Here is a 22,462-nt window from a genome sequence, read left to right as displayed (position 1 = left end):
AAAGGCTATAGACGCTGTAAAACATTTAAGGCATGAGTAAGAAGGAGACTAAAAAATCAGAAGTAATGCTGCTGGAGAGCAAACTTTATTCTCACATTCATCAGATTCGAAAGCACAAGGTTATGCTCAGTTTTGACCTGGCTTCTTTATATCAGGTAGAGCCAAAGATCCTTAACCAGGCAGTAAAAAGAAACATGAGCCGGTTTCCGGATGACTTTATGTTTCGATTGACAAACAAGGAATGGGATTTTATAAGGTCACAATCTGTGACCTTAAACGGAAGAGGAAACTTTCCTAAATATCTTCCTTATGCCTTTACAGAACAGGGTGTGGCAATGTTATCAAGTGTACTGAATAGTCAATGTGCGATTGCGGTAAACATTCAGATTATGAGAATGTTTGTGAAGATGCGGCAAATGGTTGTTGAATATGCTGAGCTCACCAAAAAAATCGAAAAGCTTGAGCAGGGACACATGGATCACCAGTTAGATATTGCCTCAATCTTTAAACTGATCAAGGAACTACTGGAGCCATCTATAAAAAACCGTGAGCCTGTAGGATTTAAAATGAAAAAATAGAACGACGGCTTTAATTCCGAACGATTCTCATGCAGTATTTTTGGATACTGTTTATTTTCCCATAAAAAAATCTTTCTCCGCAATCGGATTTCCTGATGCTCTTCGGAATGCAACGATCTGTCCGGCGTGCCATACACAATCTTCTATCGGGCCATTAATTAAATTCCAGAAAGGATATTCATATAGTTTCCTGCCGTCCGAATAAAGAACTTTAAAGTCTTTCATATCCTGATCGGTAGCTTTTCGTAATAAGTCGCTTGCTGCTTTTAAGTTCTCCAAAGTCTTTTTTCTCATTTCTGCAAAGGGGAGCTTTACATCCTGACCATTCACATTTACTTTTTTCAAGGGAGCATTCATGGCCATAAACGACATCTCATAAATGTGTTCGATTGTTTCCTGACATGAGCGTGCATCAGAACTTGGCTTGTAGGCAAGATCTTTTTCATTTAATCCTTCGGTTGCCCAGTAAAACCTAAACCCCAGGCCATCAATCATTCGTGCCGCTACACTACCTGCCGTGTAGGTATCCGGGTAAGTGGTGATGGAAGAAAAGGGAAGGGTTTGTGCAGGTAAAGAAACTGCATAACATAATATGAGAATACTGAGAACTGATTTCATCGCATTAATTTTTTGGTAAATGAAAATTAATCAATTGCCATTACTCTTCATTTTTAATTATGGGTATTCTTTCACTCTTTCATTCCTTAATTCTTTAATTTATCTTCCCGAACCCATAATCCTGATCCATGAAATACATTCTCCTGTTATTAGCTTCGGCTGCTTTGTTTGCCTGTACTTCTAATAAATCATCCGAACCCGTCACGGAAGTAATACCCATCGACAGCCTCTTCAAAGACTACTACGCATTTAAGAAGCGCATCAATCCTCTCGAAGCGACGAAAGCAGGTTTCTCTGAATACAATTCTCAGCTGGCCAATTATATCTCTGATCCCTACAAGAAAGATCTGCTCACCAACTATAATATGTTCCTGGAGGAACTGGCAAAATATGATTCTGCTAAAGTTTCCCCATCACAGTGGTTAAGCATGGGTGTGATGGAGTGGGATTGCAGGATCAAGATCGAAGGCCTGAATAATAAGATTGTGACGATCGCCTCACCGATGTACGACATGCCCACATTTGAATTATTCCCCTTATTACAAATACAATCGCTTCACCTGTACTTTTCACAACTCGCAGGTGGCACAAGTCTACAACCTTTCAAGACAGTTGAGGATTATGACAACTGGCTGAAGAGAATCGATGCTTACTTTCCTTTTCTAGACACCTGCATGGTGAAGATGAATAAAGGAATTGCAACAGGAGTGGTATTGCCAAAAGTGCTGATCAAAAAAATGATTCCTCAACTGGATGGATTCATTAACACGCCGGTTCCGAAACATCTTTTTTATGCTCCCATAACGATGATGCCTGCTGATTTCTCCACTGCTGATAAAGAACGGTTGACGACGGCTTATACAGCGATGGTCAGCAATAAACTGATTCCAAAGTATAAAGAGTTGCAGGATTTTCTCATCAATACCTATTTGCCAGCAGGCAGAGAAACAGCGGGATTAAGCGCATTGCCGGGAGGAGCAGAGACATTCCAGTATCTGATCCGGTATCACACGACTACAAACATGACTGCTGAACAAATTCATGCATTGGGAAAAAACGAAGTAGCACGCATCCGGGGTGAAATGGAAAAGATAAAAGAATCCATTGGCTTCAAGGGTGATCTGAAAGCGTTCTTCGAACATGTCAGAAAGGACAAAAAGCAAATGCCTTTTAAGAAGCCTGAGGAAGTGATCGCAGGCTTTAATGCAATTCATGAACGAATCAAGGTAAAGCTTGGAGATGTATTTGATCTCAAACCTAAAGGTGGTTTTGAAGTTCGAAGGACTGAATCATTCCGTGAAGGTTCTGCCAGTGCCGAGTTTCTTCCCGGAAACAAGGATGGTTCCCGTCCCGGTGTTTTCTATGTTCCCATTCCGGATGTGAAGAGCTATAATAAATTTACCGACGAGGCATTGTTCCTGCATGAAGCGATTCCCGGACATTATTACCAGCTGACCCTGCAGCAGGAGAATGAAGAGCTTCCTGAATTTTTACATCCTGAAAGTATCTCCGTGTTTGTGGAAGGATGGGCATTGTATGCTGAGTCACTGGGCACGGAACTTGGAATCTATGAAGATCCCTATCAGCATTTTGGAATGCTCAGCATGGAAATACATCGGGCAATTCGCCTTGTGCTGGAGACAGGCATTCATACCATGGGATGGACCCGCGAGCAGGCCATTCAATATTCATTGGAGAATGAGGCGGAGTCAGAAGACAAGATCATTGTTGAAGTGGAGCGATATATGGCAACGCCTGGTGCTGCATTGTGTTATAAAGTCGGGCAGATCAAGATCCGTGAGCTAAGAACAAGGGCAGAAAAAGAACTCGGTGATAAATTCTCTATCAAAGAATTCCACAATCAGGTGCTGAACTCCGGAAGTCTACCATTGGTGTTGCTGGAGGAGAAAATCAACAGATGGATTTTGAAAGTGAAGGGTTAGTGAAAGCAATATTGACATTCAAGTTTTAATTTTCATTTCATCGTATGAGACTTTCCCTGATCATTCTTCTTTTCATTTCCGGAACTCTTTATTCCCAATCCACAATAGAGAACATTCCTAATCAGAAGCTCATCAACAATAGTTATGTCTCAAATCCGGATGGAATACTGGATCAGTCTACAATAGCGGGGATCGACACAATTTTAAGTTCATTGGAGAAGAGAACAACCGTGCAGGTGGCGGTAGTAATTCTTAATTCAATTGGAAGTTCGGATGTGACAGACTTTGCACAAAAACTCTTTGATGCATGGAAGATCGGACAGGCAGGCAATGATAATGGACTCTTGTTGCTTTTGGTGAAAGATCAGCGTACTGTAAGATTTCATACCGGCTATGGATTGGAAGGAGTCTTGCCAGATGTCACCTGCAAGCACATCGAAATGAATTCCATGGTCCCCGAATTTAAAAATGGTAATTATAACGGTGGCGTCCTGGCAGGTATTCAGGAGGTTGATAAAATACTTACCAATCCTTCCTATGCTGAAGAGCTCACAGCACCCCCTGTAGAAGTAAGCGGCTGGGAAACTTTTATTGCCTTCATCTTAATGTTTGTGGCACCGATTGTCGGTATCGCTTACTGGATCAAAGCTGCCAATGGTCATTTTTATAATTCGAAATATCCAGGCGAAACATTGTATTTCGAAATGAGATTGAAGCGATGGGTGTGGCTTCTTGAGTTCTTATTTCTTCCTGCCCTTATTATTCTCTTGTTCAATTTCAGGAACAATGAAGATGCGGCAGGCTTGTGTTTTCTTTCTCTCTATCTCTATTTCATGCTTACCCTGTTTCACCGGTTGGCGCGGGTAAAGAATGTGATCAAACGACTTCAGGAGAAGGAGAAGTACTATGAGATCGTGGAGTTTCTCAGGAAGGGACAGATCTATTGGTTTTTCATGGGATTACTGTTTCCCCTTCCATTCTTTCTATACTTCTTTTATCATATCGCCCGGAAGCGATCATACCGTAACCATCCCCGCACGTGTACCAAGTGCCAGGGCGCTATGAAGAAACTATCGGAATTAAATGAAGATGAGTTTCTGTCAAAGGCACAACAAATGGAGGAGACGCTCAAATCTGCCGACTATGATGTCTGGCAATGTGGTTCATGTCAGAATATTCAGATGAATATCTATCCGAACAGAAGATCAAAGTATACGGCATGTCCCAAATGCAAGACCCTTGCGTATTATCTTTCCGGAAGCCGCACCATAAAGTCTCCAAGCTATTCATCATCAGGTCAGGGCGAGGAAATTCATCTTTGTAATTATTGCAATCATAGAGTAAGGTCTACCTTTTCTATTGCACGACTCACCCGTAGCAGTTCGTCGGATAGTTCTTCCAGCAGCTCTTCATCCTCTTCCTCCAGCGGGGGAAGCTGGGGTGGAGGTAGTTCAGGTGGAGGTGGAGCCAGCAGTTCATGGTAGTTGGAATTATCCAATCTAAAATTAAACCCAATGAGAGAAAATAATTGCAGATGCTTTTATTGAAAAACTCAAAGTATTTGATGAGTTTGGCTACTTAAATAGGAACTCTATCAGAATATTCTATAACAGGAAAGAAGAGTTGATATTGAATTCGACGGTAAGTGGCATTATTACAATAAATAAAATATTCTTCATGAGAATACTTCTCTTTTTCCTCGTTCTGATATCGGTTGTTGGTTATTCTCAAAAGATAACGATTGTAAAAGGTCCTGTCATCGACCAAAAACAGCTGCGTGAGCAATTGGACATCAAGAGATTCTCTTTCATACGGAAGAATACCTCCGTTTCTTCAACGGTATTCTTTGACACCCGCGAGCGTAAGGCTTATACAGGTTATGGACTGAATGGCGGAGCTTTCTGGTTCATGAGCTTCAATGATTATGTCAATCCCTCAGGAATGAAAAAACTGTCCGCTGAATTTGTCTCCACAGGCGATAAAGAAACGGTTCAGATGGTGGGATTCGTCAGGAACACAACAAAGCTTTTTATTCTATACACCATTGATTTTCCGGATCAGGATCAATTCTCTCTCTATGTCAATGAAGTGAATGGTGACATGCAATTAATGGGAACACCCATACTCGTGAGTTCTTTTTCAGGACTTAAGCAATCCGGAAGCGGACTGGGTCTTGAGAAATCCAAAGATGAGCAGTCATTTCTTGTCTTCAGACTATTCAATACAAAGGCCAAGGAGAAGCAGAAGTTTGAATGCAGGTTGCTGGATGCCTCTTTCGGGGAGGTCTGGCAAAAAGTCTTTGAACCCGGTAATCTTGATAAAGAACTTTCAATACAATCTTTCCAGGTTGATAACTCCGGTAACTGCTACATCCTCGCAGAGAGGACATTGAAAGGCGACAAGCGTCCGATCTTAATGAGCTATTTGTATAAAACAAAGTCTTTCACAATTTCAGAGCTGGGACTGGATGTTGGTGATAATTATGGTGCCAACCTTGAATTGCTGGGAGGCGTGAAGCCTTATGTCGTTGGAATCAATAAGCAGAAAAAGAACTTTGTCTACTTCGTCAATCGCTTCAATGTTTCGTCGGGTACCATGGAACTTCTTGGATCGTCCATGATCGATAAAGACTTTAACCGATTCGCCAACATCGGCGGGTTTGATGATTCTCACTGGGGCGTCGTAAACCTTGTTTCACTTGAGAACAATGATCTTGTGGCAACCTTTGAAGCCAGTCTCGTAATGACCAAGAATGGAGTAATCTATGGATATTCCAATTACTACACATACGTCGTGAGCTTTACAGAAGATGGAAAGTCCAAATGGACGCACGTGGTAAGAAAAAAGCAGATGGGCATCATGGGTAGTTTCCTGAGTCATTATGTTTTTCCCTACAAGAACAAGGTACTTATCGTCTATAATGACCGACCTGAAAACATGAAGCGTGCGCTTAACTATGTTGAGCTGGAAGTTTTCTCCGGCAAGGACGCTATGATGACGGTTCAGGAGATTGATGATCAGGGTAAAGCCACCAAGTATCCGTTGACCAAAGACCCTCAGCTTGCTAACTACAGTCTCAACCTGGAGACGCTGTCAAAGATTCAGGACAATCTTTATCACTCTGGTGTCATCACCTTTAAGAGCAGAACCACTGTCGATTCCAGGGCCGTTACCATTAAAATCGAGTAATTAGCTTCCTCATCAGGGGATTAAAATTTCTATATTTGAAGCCGCTTTCAAACGATAGATGCCATCTTCATCCACAACGGTAAAGACTCCTAAAAATCCTGTTGATAAAAAAACGCTTGTACGCGCGTATGAGCTTATGTGTACGGCCAAACGCATGGGGGAGACGTATGAAGAAAACCGGGAGATCTGCAGCAAGTATGTTCACAGCACTTCCCGGGGTCATGAAGCCATTCAGCTGGCGGCAGGTCTTCAGCTGAAAGCGTTTGATTTTGCTTCGCTCTATTATCGTGATGAATCGATGCTGCTCGCGATGGGACTTGAGCCCTATGAGTTGATGCTTCAATTGATGGCCAAGCGCGATGATCCCTTTTCGGGAGGTCGTTCGTATTATGGTCATCCGTCATTAAGGCGTGAAGGCTTTCCGGTTATTCCCCATCAGAGTTCGGCCACTGGCATGCAGGCAATCCCGGCAACGGGTATGGCGCATGGACTGGCCTATCTTGAATCACAGAATTTATTAAAGGGTAAGAATAAGCCCGTTGTTATTTGTTCTCTTGGTGATGGCTCTGTTACCGAAGGTGAAGTGGCAGAAGCTTTTCAAATGGCGGCTCTTAAAAAACTTCCCATCATCTATCTCATTCAGGATAACGGTTGGGGAATTTCTGCTACCGGTGCTGAGATGAGAACTACCGACGCGTATGAATATGCTGCCGGGTTTAAAGGTATTGAACGAATGCGCGTGGATGGTTCTGATTTTAGCGACAGCTATCTTGGAATGGAGAAAGCCATTGCCTTCGTCCGTGAAAACAGATCTCCGATTCTCGTACATGCAAAGTGCCCACTGTTGGGACATCATACTTCCGGTGTAAGAAAGGAATGGTATCGTGAAGATCTTGAGCTTCATGGTAAAAGTGATCCGATCATCATCCTGGAGAAACAAATGCTGGAAGCTGGTTATGGAAAGGATGACCTTGAAGAAATACGTCAGCGTGCTGCAGATAAAGTAAAACAGGATTATGAGCGCGCCGTTGCATCGCCGGATCCTGATGTGAATGATTTCAACTCACATGAATTTGCGGAAACGACTATCCTTGAAGAGAAGGGACAGCGCACTCCGAAGAAAGGTGAGAAGGTTGTGATGGTAGACGCTGCCCTGCATGCTGTTGAAGAACTGTTGAAGAAACATCCTGAAGCTTTGTTCTATGGTCAGGATGTTGGAAGAAGGTTGGGTGGTGTATTCCGTGAAGCAGCAACGCTTGCGCAGAAGTATGGTGATGAACGTGTTTTTAATACTCCGATTCAGGAAGCGTATATCGTTGGTTCTACTGCCGGTATGTCTGCCGTGGGATGCAAGCCAATCGTTGAGATACAATTCGCCGATTACATTTGGCCGGGAATCAATCAGCTTGTGGAGGAACTTTCCAAAAGCTGTTATCTCTCAAAAGGAAAGTTCCCTGTTCAGTCATTGATACGGGTTCCGATTGGTGCATATGGCGGCGGTGGCCCCTATCATTCCGGAAGCATTGAATCGACATTGCTTACCATCAGAGGTATCAAGGTTGTTTATCCTTCCTGTGCAGCGGATATGAAAGGATTATTAAAAGCATCTTTCTATGATCCTAATCCTGTTGTTCTTCTGGAGCACAAGGGATTATACTGGAGCAAAGTTCCTGGTACTTCTGAGGCAAAGATGACGGAGCCTGATGAAGAATACATGATACCCCTCGGCAAAGCCAATAAAGTTTTACAGGCGGATGAGAAGCATATCCATGAAGGAGATTCTGCTGTGATCATTACCTATGGAATGGGAGTTTACTGGAGCAAGGAAACTGCCAAAAGTTTTAAAGGCCGTCTCGAGATCATTGATCTGCGAACATTGAATCCTATCGACTGGAACATGATCACTGATTCCGTGAAAACTCATGGTCGCGCGCTGGTGCTCACCGAAGAGCCATTGCTGAATTCATTTGCTGAATCACTGGCGGGAAGAATTTCCAAGGAATGTTTTAAATACCTGGATGCACCGGTCAGCACGTTAGGTGCCGTTGATCTGCCCGCAGTTCCCCTCAATGTAGATCTTGAGAAAATGATGCTTCCCAATTCTGCAAAGCTGATATCTGCACTGGAAGATCTGTTTGGCTTTTAAGCTGATGATCTATCAGGTCATAAACCTGTGACTTCATCAGAACGGATATCCGATCCCCACATTCCAGATCACCGGCTCTTTATAATTTGAATACGATCCATCTGCATTCCTTACCGCGTATGGTTGGGAGAAGCTGATCCTGTCAAGCACAAAGCGTTCACCTTCAGGTCTGGATGGATCCCACGCTTTCATCCCTACATCCACTCTGAGTACAAGGAAATTAAAATCAAAGCGAAGTCCGAAGCCGGTGCCGACAGCAATTTCATTGTAGAACTTATCGAAATAGAATTTTGTATTACCCTGGCTTGACCAGCTCGCAGTTGTTTCGCTGGTGGCAGGCGTTGTTGCCTGTTGGAATGACCATACATTTCCGGCATCAATGAAGATGGCTCCGTTGACGAATCCAAAAAGATGCTTGCGCCATTCGATACTTCCCTCCAATAGAATTTCTCCCGGCTTCTCATATCGGTAGTCAAACAGTCCATTGCTTATAGGATCGGTGCTGAGGTTCGGAGGGAAGGAACCTATCCCCAACCTTCGTGGACGCCATGCACGAACGCTGTTACTTCCTCCGATGAAGAAATACTTTTCATATGGAAGGGCATTGTTGCCTCCATAAGAGTAGGAGACTCCTGTATTCAGGCGGAAGGCAACGGAAGTATTGCGGTCAATGATCTTCTTTCTTCTGTAATCGAGTCCCAGTCGCAAGTATTTGTAAGTCTGAAGTCCGCGATCGGTAGCATAGGTAGGTGTGTAGAAGTTAAAGAGCGTGCCGCCGCTTTCTGCTTTCACCTGCATAAAGTAAGAGCTCCTGTCATTATTACCATAGTTATTCGGATTCCAGGTCATGGCAAAGATGGTACTGCTGACCAGCGATGGTTTGAATGAGTTGATCAGGTTATTGCCCTGTGTGGCCTGCAGATTCAAAAGAGTAGCGTTGAATGCACTGTCTGTTGTCGACTGGATGATCTGCAGATTTACCAGTGTCAGTGAATACTGGCGCGTCCTGTTCTTACTCTCCCATGTATAGGTTCCAGATATCGTTACGTTGGATCGCTGATACTCGGGCCGGTCAGTATACGTATATCCTGCCAGCAGTCGCGTCTTGGGATTGTACTTACCAAAACCTTCAGCAGCTTTCCCCAATGGAAAAAGGAACTGTGGAAAGGTTACGGAAGTATTGATGTTGGCCTCCGTGCTTTTATAAACGTTTCCAATCTCTGTTGCAGAAGCAACACCTTCAAATCCGAATCTTCCATTCAGTTCAAATATTTCAAGACCATGAAAGATATTTCTCTTCTTAAAGCTGAGACTATAATACGGACCCGGGAATCCCTGTGTCACAGTCACACCCGCTTCATTCGTCCAGGAGTAGCGATCCAGCGGACTGGTAAAAATATTGGCGATGAATTTTCCTCCAGAGGTGTCATAATTGATATTGACAAACTTGAAGATATCAAGATTGGCAAGCTGACGTTGTGTTGAAAAAGTATTTGTACGACTATAAAGACTGTCGCGGTGAATGAAAACACGATTGGTTAATATTTTCTTGTTATACTGGTCCAGGAAATAATTGTATTTGATATCATGATAGTATGTGGAGGTTCTTTTGACACCCGATTTGTTCTTCACACTGGCATCGGTGGTAAAGTTGACAGAGTCTATCCTGAATACTTTGTGATGTGCGTGATTGACAGGATCTGAGATGGCCATTTGAAGGGCAATAGCATTTCGCCTTCTGAATGCGGTGTCGATCTGGAAGTCAATGTACTGCTTGCTGAAATCGTAATAGCCATGATCTTTAAGCATGAGATCAATACGGTCCCGCTCTTCACTGATCTTCTTTTGTTCGTACCGATCGCCGATCTTTAGCTTGCTCAACGGCTCATAACGTCTCACCAGCTGCATTACCGCTGTGTCGGCAATTCTATAGAAAATAGTGTCATACAGGAATGGCTGTCCCGGCGTGACGATATATTTCACTTTTACCTTCCGTTTCTTTTCGATGATCTCCGGTTTTGTGGATCCCAGGAAATAGCCTTCGTTGAAGAGATAGATGTTGATCTTGTCGACGGTAGCGGTAACATTGGCGGAATCATAGACTGAAACCTTTTCACCCCATTGCATGGGAAGATTTCCGTTTTCGATTTTGAAATTGAGGGCTTCGATCTTTTGCTGCTTGCGGAACTGAAGATTTATTTTCTTCTGATCGTTGTCTGTTGCCGCGATCTTTCTGTCAAACTTCTTCTCTTTCTTTTCCTTTTTCCGGACGAAATCATTCTTGCTTTGAATGAACCACGAAGTCTCTTTATTGAAGCGCCTTAATCCCAGATAATACATCCAGGTAAGGGTGTTGATCGGCAACCCCAGGAACCGGCGGTTTGCTTTCTGAACATAGAAATCGTCGTTGAGTCCTTCCTTGTCAAAACCTTTGGGAACTTTGATCGACTGCTTGTCAAGGAGCTTCTGATCTTTCTCGAGATACTTGGTGCCAACACATCCGCTGATCACAAGACCCATACACAGCCCAATCGAAATTTTGGTAACTTTCAGTTTTGCCCCGCGTATGCTTTCGAAATCCAAGATCAGCTTCATTAAGTCCCTGCAAGTAAAGAAATACCGCCAAGCGGAGCAATGCTTTCTCATTCAGGGTGCTAAGACGGTGAATGAAACACTGACTTCCGACTTCGAGATATTGACGCTTCTGGGCACACAGGAGTTTCTGAGTTCTGTTGACGACACAATATTAGGTAAAGTCAAAGAGATCATCCGGGTGTCAGAAACAGAACTTACTACCGTCGGCTCTGTTGAGACAAATAATTCTGCTCTGGCTGTCGTCAGGATGAAGGCCCAGGTAAAACCTTCGATCAAGTCCACCGATTTTGTGCTCGTCCTCGACGACATCCGCGATCCCGGAAACCTTGGAACCATCATCCGCACAGCAGAATGGTATGGTATCAGGGCGATCATTGCTTCACCGGAGACGACCGATTTCTATAATCCGAAAGTCATCAGCGCCACCATGGGTTCTTTCCTGAGAACGAATGTATTCTACACCGCCTTGCCTGAATTTCTGTCAGGCGTATCGATGCCAGTCTATGGTACTTTCCTGAAAGGAGAGAATATCCACACCATGAAATTTGGCAAAGGTGGATTGATCGTGATTGGCAATGAGTCCAAAGGAATATCAGAACCCGTTCAGAAATTTGTGACGAATCGGATTACCATCCCAAGGTTCGGAGAAGCAGAGTCTTTGAATGCTTCAACAGCAACGGCGATTGTTCTCGACAATCTACGCCGAAGTCTATAGAAACTTTTTGCTTTGATGAGACGCCTCTTCTGAAAGGCGGTGTGCCTGCTCTTTCCCAAGATACTTGTCGATGATCGAATGCCCCGCATAAACTGCCGGCGTCAGTAAGATGGCTACTACAAATTTGTAGATGTAGTTGGTGATACCGATGGCAATGATCTGCTTGGTTGTAAATACTCCGTAGAATGCAATGAACAATACTACGAAGCTGTCGATCAGCTGTGACACCAATGTAGAACCGGTTGCTCTCAGCCATAACTTTTTAGATCCTGTCATCAGTCGCAGCTTGTGAAAGATGTAAACATCGGCAAGCTGCCCGATCAGGAATGCCGACAATGAACCAATGATGATCCGTTGTCCCTGACCGAAGATCTTGTTGAACGCAAAGTCCATGTTGAAATAGTTTCCTGCTGAGTCAACATTGTTGGCATCGAGCCACCATCCTGCGGGAGGCAACTTCATCGTGAGGAAGATGACGATAAAAGAGTAGGCGATGAGTCCTGCGGTAAGATAGCTGAGTCGCTTTACACCTGGCTGACCGAAGTACTCATTGATGAGATCGGAAGTGATGAACACTACTGGCCAGATGACAGCACCCGCAGTAAGATTGAAGTCCATGGTAAATCCAAGGATATCAAGATTGGCAGGAGCGAGGCCGAGGGTATTCTCTCCTGAGAAGATCTTTACGCCGATCATTTCAGCGATGAGCGCATTGGTCAGGAAGATCCCGCTCAATACGATCAGCAGTCTGTTCTTCTTCTGATCAAGTTCCTGTTCCATCAATCTGTAAGTTCAAAAGTTTCTCCTTCGATACCCAGAGAAGTGTTGGGAAATATTTGCATGGCCTCTTGCAGCACCAGGTCCAGGTCTTTGTAGCGGGCGGAGAAATGTCCGATGATCAGCTTTTTTGCTCCTGCCTGAAGCGCAACCGTTGCTGCTTCCGCCGCCGTGCTGTGAAAGGTCTCTCTTGCCTTTTGTTTTTCTTCTTCCAGAAAGGTAGCCTCATGATAAAGGATATCAACGTCTTTGATCTGTGCTGTTATCCGTTCTGATGGTTGTGTGTCTGAACAATAGGCGTACGAGTAGGAGGTCTTTGCCGGCAAGGTGAAATCGCTTGCGCGCAGCAACACGTTACCATTATCATCCAGCACATCGTGTCCTTCTTTTAATTTAACGATGTGTTGAAGTAAGATGCCTTCATTGAGTTTCGTCTTATCGAGACGCAGGCTCTTCGTTTTCTCACGAAACAGAAATCCGGAAGTCTTTATCCTGTGATCCAGTGGTATTGATTCTATTGTCACGGTGTCATCTTCGTAAAGTATCTCAGCAATGCCTTCGTTGAGCGGATGAAAGATGATCTTATAATGTAATGAGGAAGATGAATGTTTGAACTGTGCCCTTAGTATTTCGTCAAGACCTCTGAATGCATAAAGATGCAGATCGCTTTCACGCCTTTGAAGATGCATGGAGAATAGTAATCCGGTGAGTCCGAGATAATGGTCTCCATGAAGATGACTGATAAAGATGTGATTGATCTTATGAATGCCAAGCGAGTATCGCATCAGCTGCGATTGTGCACCTTCACCACAGTCGATAAGAAAGTGACGATTCTGAACGATAAGATATTGAGAGGTAGTAAACCTGCCGTATGCTGGTAGTGCGCCGCTGGAACCGAGAATGGTCAGTTTAAGAGACACGCTTAAGCACTTAGCTTACTCTCCGTCCTTCATGTCTTTTTCAATCTCATGCATAAAAACTGCATCCACTGCTTCTTCAATGGTAGGAACAATATTCAAAACACTGTCCAGTTGTGAGATCTTGATAAGCTTGAGAGTATGTTCGGAGAGGCGGGCGAGAATAAATACGCCACCATCTTCCTGAAGGATACGATTTCCAACCAGCAAGGCGCTGAGGCCGGAGCTATCGGTATATTTTATTTCTGATAGATCGAGGATGATATTTCTGATGCCTTCCGCATGAAGGGTGATCAATTCAGACTTCAGTGACGGTGCCACGCTGGAATCCAATTTCTCTTCGTGCAGTGCTAGTAAGCTGTATTTTTCTTGCTTATCGATCGTGTATTTCATCCTTCTTTATTTCCAGGTAGTTTCAGGCCTCAAAAGTAATTCAATTTAGGTAATTAACGATGCTCCCTTCAATTCGTTCCAAAATAGAACCTGAATTAAGCGTAGTTAATTTTTCTCCCGTCATTTGCTCGTATAATTCGCGGTATCGGTCAGCAATGGAGAGCACAATGGCGTCTGTCATCTCCGGTACTTTCTGACCATCCTTCCCCTGAAAGCCGTTTTCAATCAACCACTGTCTTACAAATTCCTTTGAAAGCTGTTTCTGAGTTTCACCCGCAGCCTGACGTTTCTCATACCCTTCTTTATAGAAATACCGGGATGAATCAGGTGTATGAACTTCATCAATCAGATAGATCTTGCCAGCGTGCCGGCCGAACTCATACTTGGTATCCACCAGAATAAGCCCGCGTTGTGCTGCCAGTTCAGTGCCCTTGGCAAACAATGCCAATGCATACTTTTCCAGCGTCTTGTATTCACTCTCTGATACCAGATTTCTTTTAAGTATTTCTTCTCTTGAAATGTCTTCATCATGCCCCACATGTGCTTTGGTAGTTGGTGTGATGATGGGATGGGGAAGCGGATCGTTTTCTTTAAGACCTTCCGGTAACGGCACTCCGCACAATAATCTTTTTCCTGCCTTATACTCACGGGCAGCATGACCTGCGAGATATCCTCTCACCACCATTTCCACAGGATAGGTTTCGCATTTGAATCCGATGGTAACATTGGGATCAGGAGAAGCCTCCACCCAGTTGGGAACGATATCCTTTGTTGCTTTCAGGTTAATGGCCGCAATCTGGTTTAACACTCTTCCTTTATCAGGAATCGCTTTGGGTAATACCACATCAAAAGCAGAGATCCTGTCGGTGGCAACCATGGCCATGCGGTCGCCGAAGTAGTACACATCACGGACTTTGCCACGATAAAATCCTGTTTGTCCTTTGAGTGTGAAGTTGGTTTCTTTTATGGCGGTCATCGGCCTCAAAGTAAAAGTAAACTACTTGGTTAGCCTAGACTTTTGTGAAAAATGTCGGTCGGATCAGTTCTTCTTTTCTTCTGCCAGGATCCCGGCCTTGAAGACCAACGTTCTCTGGAGCGCGCCGGATGCATCAAACTCTTTCCATTCCTTGTGCTTCTTGCCAGCGACATATTCTCCCTGCTCTTTCATCTTTCCGTTCTCATGGTAGGATGTAAATAATCCATGCGGCCTGCTGGAGCGATATTCCCAAACGGATTCAACTTTTCCGCTTTCGTAATAATTCTTTACCGTGCCTGTGATCAGATTGAACTGCCAGGTCTCTTCTGCCTTTTGCTCTCCGTTGGGATAGTAGGTTGTGCGCAAGCCATGCAGCTGACCATTCAGATAGGTCTCTTTCAACGTAAGTGTCTTTCCATCTTCTCCATAAAATTTCCACACACCAAAAGGTTTTGACTTCCGGAAATTCTTTTCATAGGTGGCCTTACCCTGATCATTATATCCTTCTTCCATTACATCGATCCCGCTGAGCGACACCGTCTCTTTGATCTTTGTCTTTCCGTTGGGATGATATTCATAATTACTTCCGGTCTTCGCTCCATCTTTATACTGGAATTTATGACGGACCGTTCCATCCGCATAGTAAGCAGTGTTGACATCGGTCAGTCTGCCGTTGGTGAAGAATCCTTCCAGCATCAGGTGACCCTGCTCATCATAGTTTTTAAAGTTGCCGGTCTTCTCTCCATCCTTCATGGTAGAAACTGTTTCCAGCTGACTGTTCCGGTAATAGGTCTTGTAAAAGCCATTGATGATACCGTCTTTGAAATTCGCTTCTTCCGCAAGGACGCCTGTTTCATAGAAGCTTCTTGTCGGACCGTTGGGCTTACGATTCTTATACGTGATCTCTTTCTTGACCTTTCCGGAAGAATAGTACTCAACCATCAGACCATCGGGCTTACCCTTCACGAACATCGTCTCATGTTTGGTAACACCTGACTCGTAATACGATTTAATGCTGTCTACCAGTTGATTGTTGCGATAGGAAGCTTTCTGTATCTGTGCACCGGTCTCATCATACACTTCCACGGGACCATGACGCATGCCGTCGAGGTAGGATATCTTTCTCTGAAGCTTTCCATTGATAAAATATTCCATGAATGCTCCGGAGCGGTAACCGTTTTTGTAGGCGCCTTCCATCTCAAGTTTCCCGTTGGGATAAAATCTTTTGTAAGGTCCGTCGAGTAGCTGGTCGTTCTCAGCGCTGACAAAATAATCTTCCATGACATGCCGCTTGGCTCCATCATAGTAGACCTTGATCTGCTTTTGGGCAAACAGTGTAGAAGACGACAGTAAAATGAGAAACAGTATACGAAGCATGCTGTAGTATCTGAAGGTTAGGTGTGTTTCGAACGCTCCGGTTCCTTCGTTATTTCAAAATGATCTGCTAATAATTCTGACGGCGTCATTCTTATCAGCACATCATTGGATTAACCGAGATTTTCAATAACAATTGCCGACGCCCCGCCACCTCCGTTACAGATCCCGGCAACCCCGATCTTTGCATTGTTTTGCTTCAGGATGTTGGCAAGTGAAAGGGTGATGCGTGCACCGGATGCTCCCAGGGGATGTCCCAATGAAACGGCTCCGCCATTGATGTTTACTTTTTCAGGATCAAGTCCGAGAAGCATGTTGTTGGCAATGGCCACTGCCGAGAATGCTTCATTGATCTCATAATATCCAACATCTTTCTTGTCGACACCTGCAGCTTTCAGTGCTTTCGGAATGGCAAGGGATGGTGTTGTTGTAAACCACATCGGATCCTGTGCTGCATCTGCGAAGCCAAGGATCTTTGCAATTGGCTTGATGCCTAATTCTATTGCTTTCTCTTTGCTCATGAGGATCACGGCAGCGGCTCCATCATTCAATGTGGATGCATTAGCTGCGGTTACCGTTCCTTCTTTTGTAAAGACCGGTTTCAATCCCGGGATCTTATCGAAGTTCACATTCTTGTATTCTTCATCTTCAGCAAAGAGTGTGACGTCGCCTTTCTTGCCCACCATCTCTACCGGGATGATCTCATCCTTAAATTTTCCTGCGGCCCATGCTGCTGCTGATCGCTTGTAGGAGTTGATGGCATAAGTGTCCTGATCCTGGCGACTGATCTTCATTTCTTTTGCTGTGTTGTCGGCGCAGACACCCATCGCGCAATGATTGTAAACATCGGTCAGGCCATCATAAGTAAGTCCGTCGAGAAGTTCGCCGTTACCAAACTTGTATCCTGTACGGGCTTTCATGAGATAGTAAGGAATGTTGGACATGCTTTCCGCACCTGCCGCTACAACAATATCATTTTGTCCCAGCATGATGGATTGAGCACCCACCATAATTGCTTTCATTCCGGATGCACATACTTTATTAATAAGTGTGCATGGGATTTCATAACCAAGTCCAGCACCTACTGCTACCTGAGTGGCAGGAGCTTGTCCGAGTCCTGAGGAGATGACATTTCCGAAGAAGACTTCCTGGATCAGCTTGGGATCAAGGTTGATCTTTTGAATCGCTCCCTTCACGGCAACGGATCCCAGCTTTACAGCAGTGTGACCGGCCAGTGAACCTCCAAAGCTTCCGATAGGAGTTCGAACGGAAGAAACGATGTAGACTTCTTTCATATGATAATGTCTTTAAACCTCTGTGTTAAATTACCAATCGGGCTTGCCCTTGCTCTTTGGCTTGGTTGCCTTGCGTTTATTCTGCTGAAGATACTGCACTTCCTGATTCTTCATGGCTTCAAGCACCATCTTTGCTTTCTCTTCGCTGATCTTCATGTCTTTCAGCTTCTTGGAAGTGGAAGGAGGCTTTTCTTTTTCGTCCTTGGGATCTTTATTTTCCTTCTCCTCTTTTTCTTTCTGCTCTTTCTCCTTCTGTTCCTTTTCTTCCTGGTCCTTCTTGTCCTGATCTTTTTTCTCCTGGTCCTTCTTCTTCTGGTCGTCTTTCTTTTGCTGATCGTGCTTCTTCTGATCTTTATTATCCTTGTTGTCCTTATCGTCTTTTTTCTCGTCGTCTTTCTTCTGATCCTTGTCCTGCTGTTTCTGCTTCTCTTCCTCTTTCTTTTTTTCTTCCAGCTTCTTCTTCAGCATCTCATAATTGTACCGTGCTTCCTCGTTGGCAGGATCTGCCTTCAATGCACTCTTGAAATAATTCAATGCCTCTTCAAACTTTCCATTGCGGTTGTTTAACACGCCGAGCTGTTGATTGGCAACGGAACGGAATTTGGGATTGGCACTGGTGGTAAGGGACTGATAACTATTCTGTGCGTTCGTTGTATCCTTGAGCTGGAAATAGGAGTGAGCCAGGTTCATGCTGACCTCATCTTCTTTCACGCCCAGTGAATCGAGTAATTTATATTGAGCAACTGCCGCTTTGTAGTCGCCCGCGAGATAAGCCTTCTTCGCTTCTGCCTTTGCACTGTTGACCTTAGTGATCTTGCCGGGAGGATCAATGAAGAGCAGCATCAAAAGAAAAATACAGTACTTGATCATATGCTTACCGTTTTAATGCTAAGGACTATATCCAGCAGGAGCAATATCAGTGCCGCTAACAGAAAGTAGAAGTACCGGTTGGCGGAAACGTCCACCATTCGGGCGTCACGGGTTTCTCCTTCGATCTTGCTGATGGTGTTGATCATTCTGTTCACGTCGTTGCTGGACTCATTGATCTCATAATACTGACCGCTGGTCTGGTTCGCCAGCTTCTTTAACGATGCGGAGTTCAATTTTGATATAACTGTTTTTCCCTGCTGATCCAGCTTGTATCCACCGCGACCGGCGTTGATCTGACTACCTTTCTCCGTGCCGATGCCGAGGGTGAAAACTTTGATCTCTTTCTCTTCAACTTCTTTGGCGATCTGATCGGTTTCTTCACCGAAGTCTTCACCGTCGCTGATGAGGATGATCACTTTTGATTTCTGATTGGTTCTTGCGCCTTCCTGATCTTCCAGTTTCTGCAGGGCCATTTTCATCGGCGGTCCGAAGTCGGTGCCGGAAGCAGGGACCAGGTTGGTGTTCATGGTCTCGATGAAGAGGTCGAGAGCATTCTGATCGTAGGTGAGAGGACATTGCATGAAAGCCTCTGACGAGAAGATGATGACGCCGATCCTGTCGGATGTGAAAGAGTTGACGACCTTCTTAAGTTCGAATTTTATTTTCTCCAGTCGGGTAGGTTGGATGTCGAATGCATCCATGGACTTGGAGAGATCGACACAGATCATGATGTCTTTGCCGACGGATTTGATCTCTTTTTTGGAGTCGCCGAAGGAGGGACCGAGGAAGGCGACGATGATGAGGATAAAGAAAAGCGTGCGGATGGCGAGCTTTACGAATACGGTATAAAAAGGAGTGGAGAGGACCCTGCTGATGCGGATGATGCGGACGAGGTAGAGGCCATAAAAAACGGCGAATGCTCCAACGAGCACCATTTCAACCCAGGTAAAATCACGGAACCAGACCATGGGGTAAAATTAGTATAGTTCCCGGAGATTTTCGAGTGATTTGGGGTGGGGAACGACCGTTGGTAAGATTATTTGAGGGAAAGTTGGAGGCTAGAGTAAAACCATAGCTGCAGAGAAAAAATACAGAAACACGGATGCACGGATAGTAATAAAACCACCTTTGCTTTCGTAAAATGGATTTACACCGAAGCAGCTAAAGCTGCGGGGCATAACTGACGGTGTTTGCTTTGGAGCTCAACCCATGATTACAATGAATATTTCAAATGCAATCGTTCATCATTGTTGCGTACCTACGGCATGCTGGTCCAACTAAATCATCTTTTTCTACAAAGATTGGGTCCCTCCGGGACCACGAACTACATGTCACATTGGGTTACCTCATAACAGTCTTTTTAGCGCTCCCCTCTGACAACCCTCATTGCGATAGTTAAAGGTCCCAGCGGGACCTGATCTTTGTAGTCGATGTAGTGCATAATTTGCACCGGCGTGCCGTAGGTATGTAACATTTTTGTCTAAGGAACCGACCTTATCACCGACCTATCACCCATCAGAAAAGCTTTTCTCCCGGAGGTGTAATTCCTTTCAATCTCAGATAAACTGTTGTTTGTCCGCGGTGGTGAGTCTGGTGTTCAAATGCTTTGCTGATTCCTGTGCCACGGGTATAGGTTTGACCGTTAAAGAACTTGACCGGTTCATCAAGCTTCTGGTCGTCCAGGGTTTTTAAGATACCAATAACAAAGTCGTATGATTCCATCACCACTTTGGTGAGTGCTTCCTTGTTTTTGTATTGTTCCATCTTCTCAATGTTGGCTTTGAATAAAATGTCTTTGCCAGTGGACGTTGCAACAATGCCCTGACTTCCCATGGCAAGGTGAAGCATCTGTTCTGCGAAGCTTCTCATTTCAGGAGAAGGTTTAAAATTAACGGCTTCTTCAGAAGCGGCATCGAGGTATTCTTTTGTGTATGCTTTTGCCCGTTCCCAGTCAGCGATCATCTGATCGACTCTTGGGGATGCGGCGGGAGTTGGTCCTTTTGGAAATGCTGACAAACTGAAACAGGAGATGATAAGCAGGAGGAGGATCTTTTTCATGGTGGTGTGTTTATACATTAAAGATGGGGAGGAGAATTTCTCTATTTGTAACCCGGGCGGTGGTAATTAAGTAATTGTCCGATATCGGGAATACGGATGTAATAAGGATAAGAGGAGCTTTTGCTTTAGAAATGAATGCAGGACCACCGTTTGCTTTGGAAAATGAATACAGGACGACGGATACACGGATAAGAAATAAAACACTTTTGATTTCGTAAAAAATGGATTGACACAGATGCAGTTAATTTTGAGTTTGCGGATCAGCAAAGCTGATATTGGTAAGCACGGTTTATTTGAACCATGCGTCATCGATAGCCACAAGCTTAAGGCCCAACGGGTCAAGATTTATTAGCCCTGGCCGCAGGCCAGGGTTTCCGATGCAAACGTGCATTTAAGCCCTGAAGGGGCGAGATTGTTAGTTGCGTATTAACAATTGGAATCGACGCTTATGATGATGAATGTTTCATGGTGAATTATCAAACCATAATCTCGCCCTTAATCCTGCGCTGAAGCTTCAGTGTAGGAGCTTCAGGCCTTTGATGCTCTTTCTTAAGCAAAAGCTGTATTGCTTTTTATCCATGAATCCGTGATCACTTTTTCTTTTGGGTTTGATCCTTTTAATCCGTGGCCACTGTTTTTTCTTCAACTTTTTTCAAACGAAGGTTCTCCACCATCGACAACAAAAATCGCTGATATCTCTTTATCCTTTTACGGCCGTAATAAAATGTAGCCATTGAACAAAGCGTTTTGGCAAGTCCGACGGGAATGGTATTGGTGAGGTCGTAGAAGGCGAGCCAGAACAAGCTATACTTTTTTGAGAGCAGGCCCAGCTTATTTTCTTTTGCCAATGCGGCGAGGATAAGATTTGAATCTTCACAACCCTGGTGGCCGGGTTCCAGAATTATATCGACGATGACTTCATGGTCTGACTTGTTCTTGTAGGTATGAATTTCGGTAAACTCAATTTCGGGCGACAGTTGGCCGATGTTCAATTTAAATTCCTTGCCGCTTTTGATGAGGATCAATTGACCTTCTATTACCCTGAACGATTCATTGTATTGGGTATGGTAATGCATGACCGCGCTGGCACCGGGAGGGAAGACGGCACGGGTCACAGTTCGTGCGCCGCCGTTGGAGTGTAAGGATTCGATGGTGATGGGTAATTGCTCCATTCGGAATCCTCAACAAAAATTATTCCCAGAGGTGGGGATGGCTTTTGATGAATGCAGGACCACCGTTTGCTTTGGAAAGAAATGCAGAGAACACCCTATAGCACTAAGGCTATATGGCATGGCGGATGCACGGATAAGAAATAAATACACTTTTGCTTCTGTAAAATTGTCCCGATAGATATCGGGAGACACGGAAGCAGGTAAATTGAAGAGTACTCATCAGCAAGCTGATATTGGGTAGCACGGTTCATTTGAAGTATGCTTGATGGCTACAAGCTTAAGGTCTGAAGGACCGAGATTTATTAGCCAGGGTTTCGGATGCAAAAGTGCATTAAGCCCTGAAGGGGCGAGATTGTTAGTTGCGTATTACCACATATTGGAATCGACGCTTATGATAGTGAGTGTTTCATGGTGAATTATAAACCATAATCTCGCCCCTTCAGGGCTTAAGCTTATCTCCACATTCTAATACGGCACGCTTCGCATGCCGCTAATAAATCTCGGCCCTTCAGGCCTTACCATATTCCTTTACTACAAGGAGACGCTTTTGGTTAGCTTCGCAGGGTCCCACTGCATCCGTGTCCCTGTAGCACCAAAGCGGGCGCTCATCAGGCCACGCCGTATGGCCTTTTTTAGTGCTATATGGTTCCGTTTTAGGCTTGTTTTGAGGCTTGGACTAAACTGTGACTCTACCAGGCACAACTCAAAACCTCCAAATCACCCCAAAATCGCCACTTTTAACATTCACCTCCAGATTTACACTCCATTTTCTTCGTTTTTAGCCCAATTTGAGGGTTTTTGGGGGTGTTTCTCGAACGTTTCTCGGACATTCCTCGTACTTTTCAG

18 protein-coding genes are annotated in these 22,462 nt (G+C 44.5%); 6 read left to right on the top strand and 12 right to left on the bottom strand.

From position 1 onward, the window contains the following. Nucleotides 1-32: 32 nt before the first annotated feature. Nucleotides 33-578, top strand: a complete 546-nt coding sequence (locus HOP08_17210) for an ORF6N domain-containing protein (GenBank protein ID NOT76669.1) — start codon at nucleotides 33-35, stop codon at nucleotides 576-578. Between the two features lie 51 nt (nucleotides 579-629). Here HOP08_17210 and HOP08_17205 read toward each other — a convergent pair whose 3' ends face one another. After that, entirely contained in the window at nucleotides 630-1,196 is a 567-nt protein-coding gene (locus tag HOP08_17205; protein NOT76668.1) for a hypothetical protein, read from the bottom strand. Nucleotides 1,197-1,324: 128 nt separating this feature from the next. Between HOP08_17205 and HOP08_17200 the strand changes: the two genes are divergently transcribed. The 4 genes from HOP08_17200 to HOP08_17185 all read left to right on the top strand — a co-directional run bounded on the left by HOP08_17200 (nucleotide 1,325) and on the right by HOP08_17185 (nucleotide 8,474). Further along, nucleotides 1,325-3,139, top strand: coding sequence for a DUF885 domain-containing protein (locus HOP08_17200; protein ID NOT76667.1), 1,815 nt, complete (start codon nucleotides 1,325-1,327; stop codon nucleotides 3,137-3,139). Between the two features lie 44 nt (nucleotides 3,140-3,183). Next, nucleotides 3,184-4,623 carry a TPM domain-containing protein gene (locus HOP08_17195; protein ID NOT76666.1) on the top strand — a complete coding sequence of 480 codons (1,440 nt, stop codon included), beginning with the start codon at nucleotides 3,184-3,186 and terminating at the stop codon, nucleotides 4,621-4,623. Between the two features lie 193 nt (nucleotides 4,624-4,816). Further along, on the top strand, nucleotides 4,817-6,328 hold the full coding sequence (locus HOP08_17190; protein NOT76665.1) for a hypothetical protein: 1,512 nt from the start codon (nucleotides 4,817-4,819) through the stop codon (nucleotides 6,326-6,328). A 58-nt stretch (nucleotides 6,329-6,386) separates the two neighbouring features. Beyond that, nucleotides 6,387-8,474, top strand: coding sequence for a tungsten formylmethanofuran dehydrogenase (locus HOP08_17185; protein ID NOT76664.1), 2,088 nt, complete (start codon nucleotides 6,387-6,389; stop codon nucleotides 8,472-8,474). A gap of 36 nt (nucleotides 8,475-8,510) precedes the next feature. Here the strand turns inward: HOP08_17185 and HOP08_17180 are convergent, their stop codons facing one another. Then, nucleotides 8,511-11,069, bottom strand: coding sequence for a BamA/TamA family outer membrane protein (locus tag HOP08_17180; GenBank protein ID NOT76663.1), 2,559 nt, complete (start codon nucleotides 11,067-11,069; stop codon nucleotides 8,511-8,513). Here HOP08_17180 and HOP08_17175 point away from each other — a divergent pair. Beyond that, a complete protein-coding gene (locus tag HOP08_17175; GenBank protein NOT76662.1) occupies nucleotides 11,041-11,784 on the top strand; it encodes an RNA methyltransferase in 744 nt (247 codons plus the stop codon). The two genes, HOP08_17180 and HOP08_17175, sit on opposite strands and share 29 nt — an antisense overlap. Here the strand turns inward: HOP08_17175 and HOP08_17170 are convergent. From HOP08_17170 to HOP08_17125, 10 genes are all read right to left on the bottom strand, one after another. After that, a complete protein-coding gene (locus tag HOP08_17170; protein NOT76661.1) occupies nucleotides 11,779-12,564 on the bottom strand; it encodes a queuosine precursor transporter in 786 nt (261 codons plus the stop codon). The genes HOP08_17175 and HOP08_17170 overlap by 6 nt on opposite strands. Further along, complete coding sequence (locus HOP08_17165) at nucleotides 12,564-13,481, bottom strand: ribonuclease Z (GenBank protein ID NOT76660.1); 918 nt, start codon at nucleotides 13,479-13,481, stop codon at nucleotides 12,564-12,566. The genes HOP08_17170 and HOP08_17165 overlap by 1 nt, the downstream gene beginning before the upstream one ends. 15 nt (nucleotides 13,482-13,496) lie before the next feature. Then, entirely contained in the window at nucleotides 13,497-13,871 is a 375-nt protein-coding gene (locus HOP08_17160) for an STAS domain-containing protein (GenBank protein NOT76659.1), read from the bottom strand. Nucleotides 13,872-13,911: 40 nt separating this feature from the next. Next, nucleotides 13,912-14,847 carry a phosphoribosylaminoimidazolesuccinocarboxamide synthase gene (locus tag HOP08_17155; GenBank protein ID NOT76658.1) on the bottom strand — a complete coding sequence of 312 codons (936 nt, stop codon included), beginning with the start codon at nucleotides 14,845-14,847 and terminating at the stop codon, nucleotides 13,912-13,914. 63 nt (nucleotides 14,848-14,910) lie between these two features. Continuing rightward, nucleotides 14,911-16,224, bottom strand: a complete 1,314-nt coding sequence (locus tag HOP08_17150; protein ID NOT76657.1) for a toxin-antitoxin system YwqK family antitoxin — start codon at nucleotides 16,222-16,224, stop codon at nucleotides 14,911-14,913. Nucleotides 16,225-16,334: 110 nt separating this feature from the next. Further along, the gene (locus HOP08_17145) at nucleotides 16,335-17,516 is read right to left on the bottom strand and encodes an acetyl-CoA C-acyltransferase (protein ID NOT76656.1); all 1,182 of its coding nucleotides are present in this window, start codon (nucleotides 17,514-17,516) and stop codon (nucleotides 16,335-16,337) included. A 30-nt stretch (nucleotides 17,517-17,546) separates the two neighbouring features. Then, on the bottom strand, nucleotides 17,547-18,386 hold the full coding sequence (locus tag HOP08_17140) for a hypothetical protein (protein ID NOT76655.1): 840 nt from the start codon (nucleotides 18,384-18,386) through the stop codon (nucleotides 17,547-17,549). After that, complete coding sequence (locus HOP08_17135) at nucleotides 18,383-19,354, bottom strand: VWA domain-containing protein (protein ID NOT76654.1); 972 nt, start codon at nucleotides 19,352-19,354, stop codon at nucleotides 18,383-18,385. The genes HOP08_17140 and HOP08_17135 overlap by 4 nt, the downstream gene beginning before the upstream one ends. 547 nt (nucleotides 19,355-19,901) lie before the next feature. Then, entirely contained in the window at nucleotides 19,902-20,444 is a 543-nt protein-coding gene (locus tag HOP08_17130; GenBank protein ID NOT76653.1) for a DinB family protein, read from the bottom strand. A gap of 617 nt (nucleotides 20,445-21,061) precedes the next feature. After that, on the bottom strand, nucleotides 21,062-21,616 hold the full coding sequence (locus HOP08_17125; protein ID NOT76652.1) for a cupin domain-containing protein: 555 nt from the start codon (nucleotides 21,614-21,616) through the stop codon (nucleotides 21,062-21,064). Nucleotides 21,617-22,462 lie beyond the last annotated feature (846 nt).

The sequence above is a fragment of the Cyclobacteriaceae bacterium genome (genome assembly GCA_013141055.1).
Taxonomy (GTDB): Bacteria; Bacteroidota; Bacteroidia; order Cytophagales; family Cyclobacteriaceae; genus ELB16-189.
This window is presented reverse-complemented; position numbering and strand designations above follow the sequence as displayed.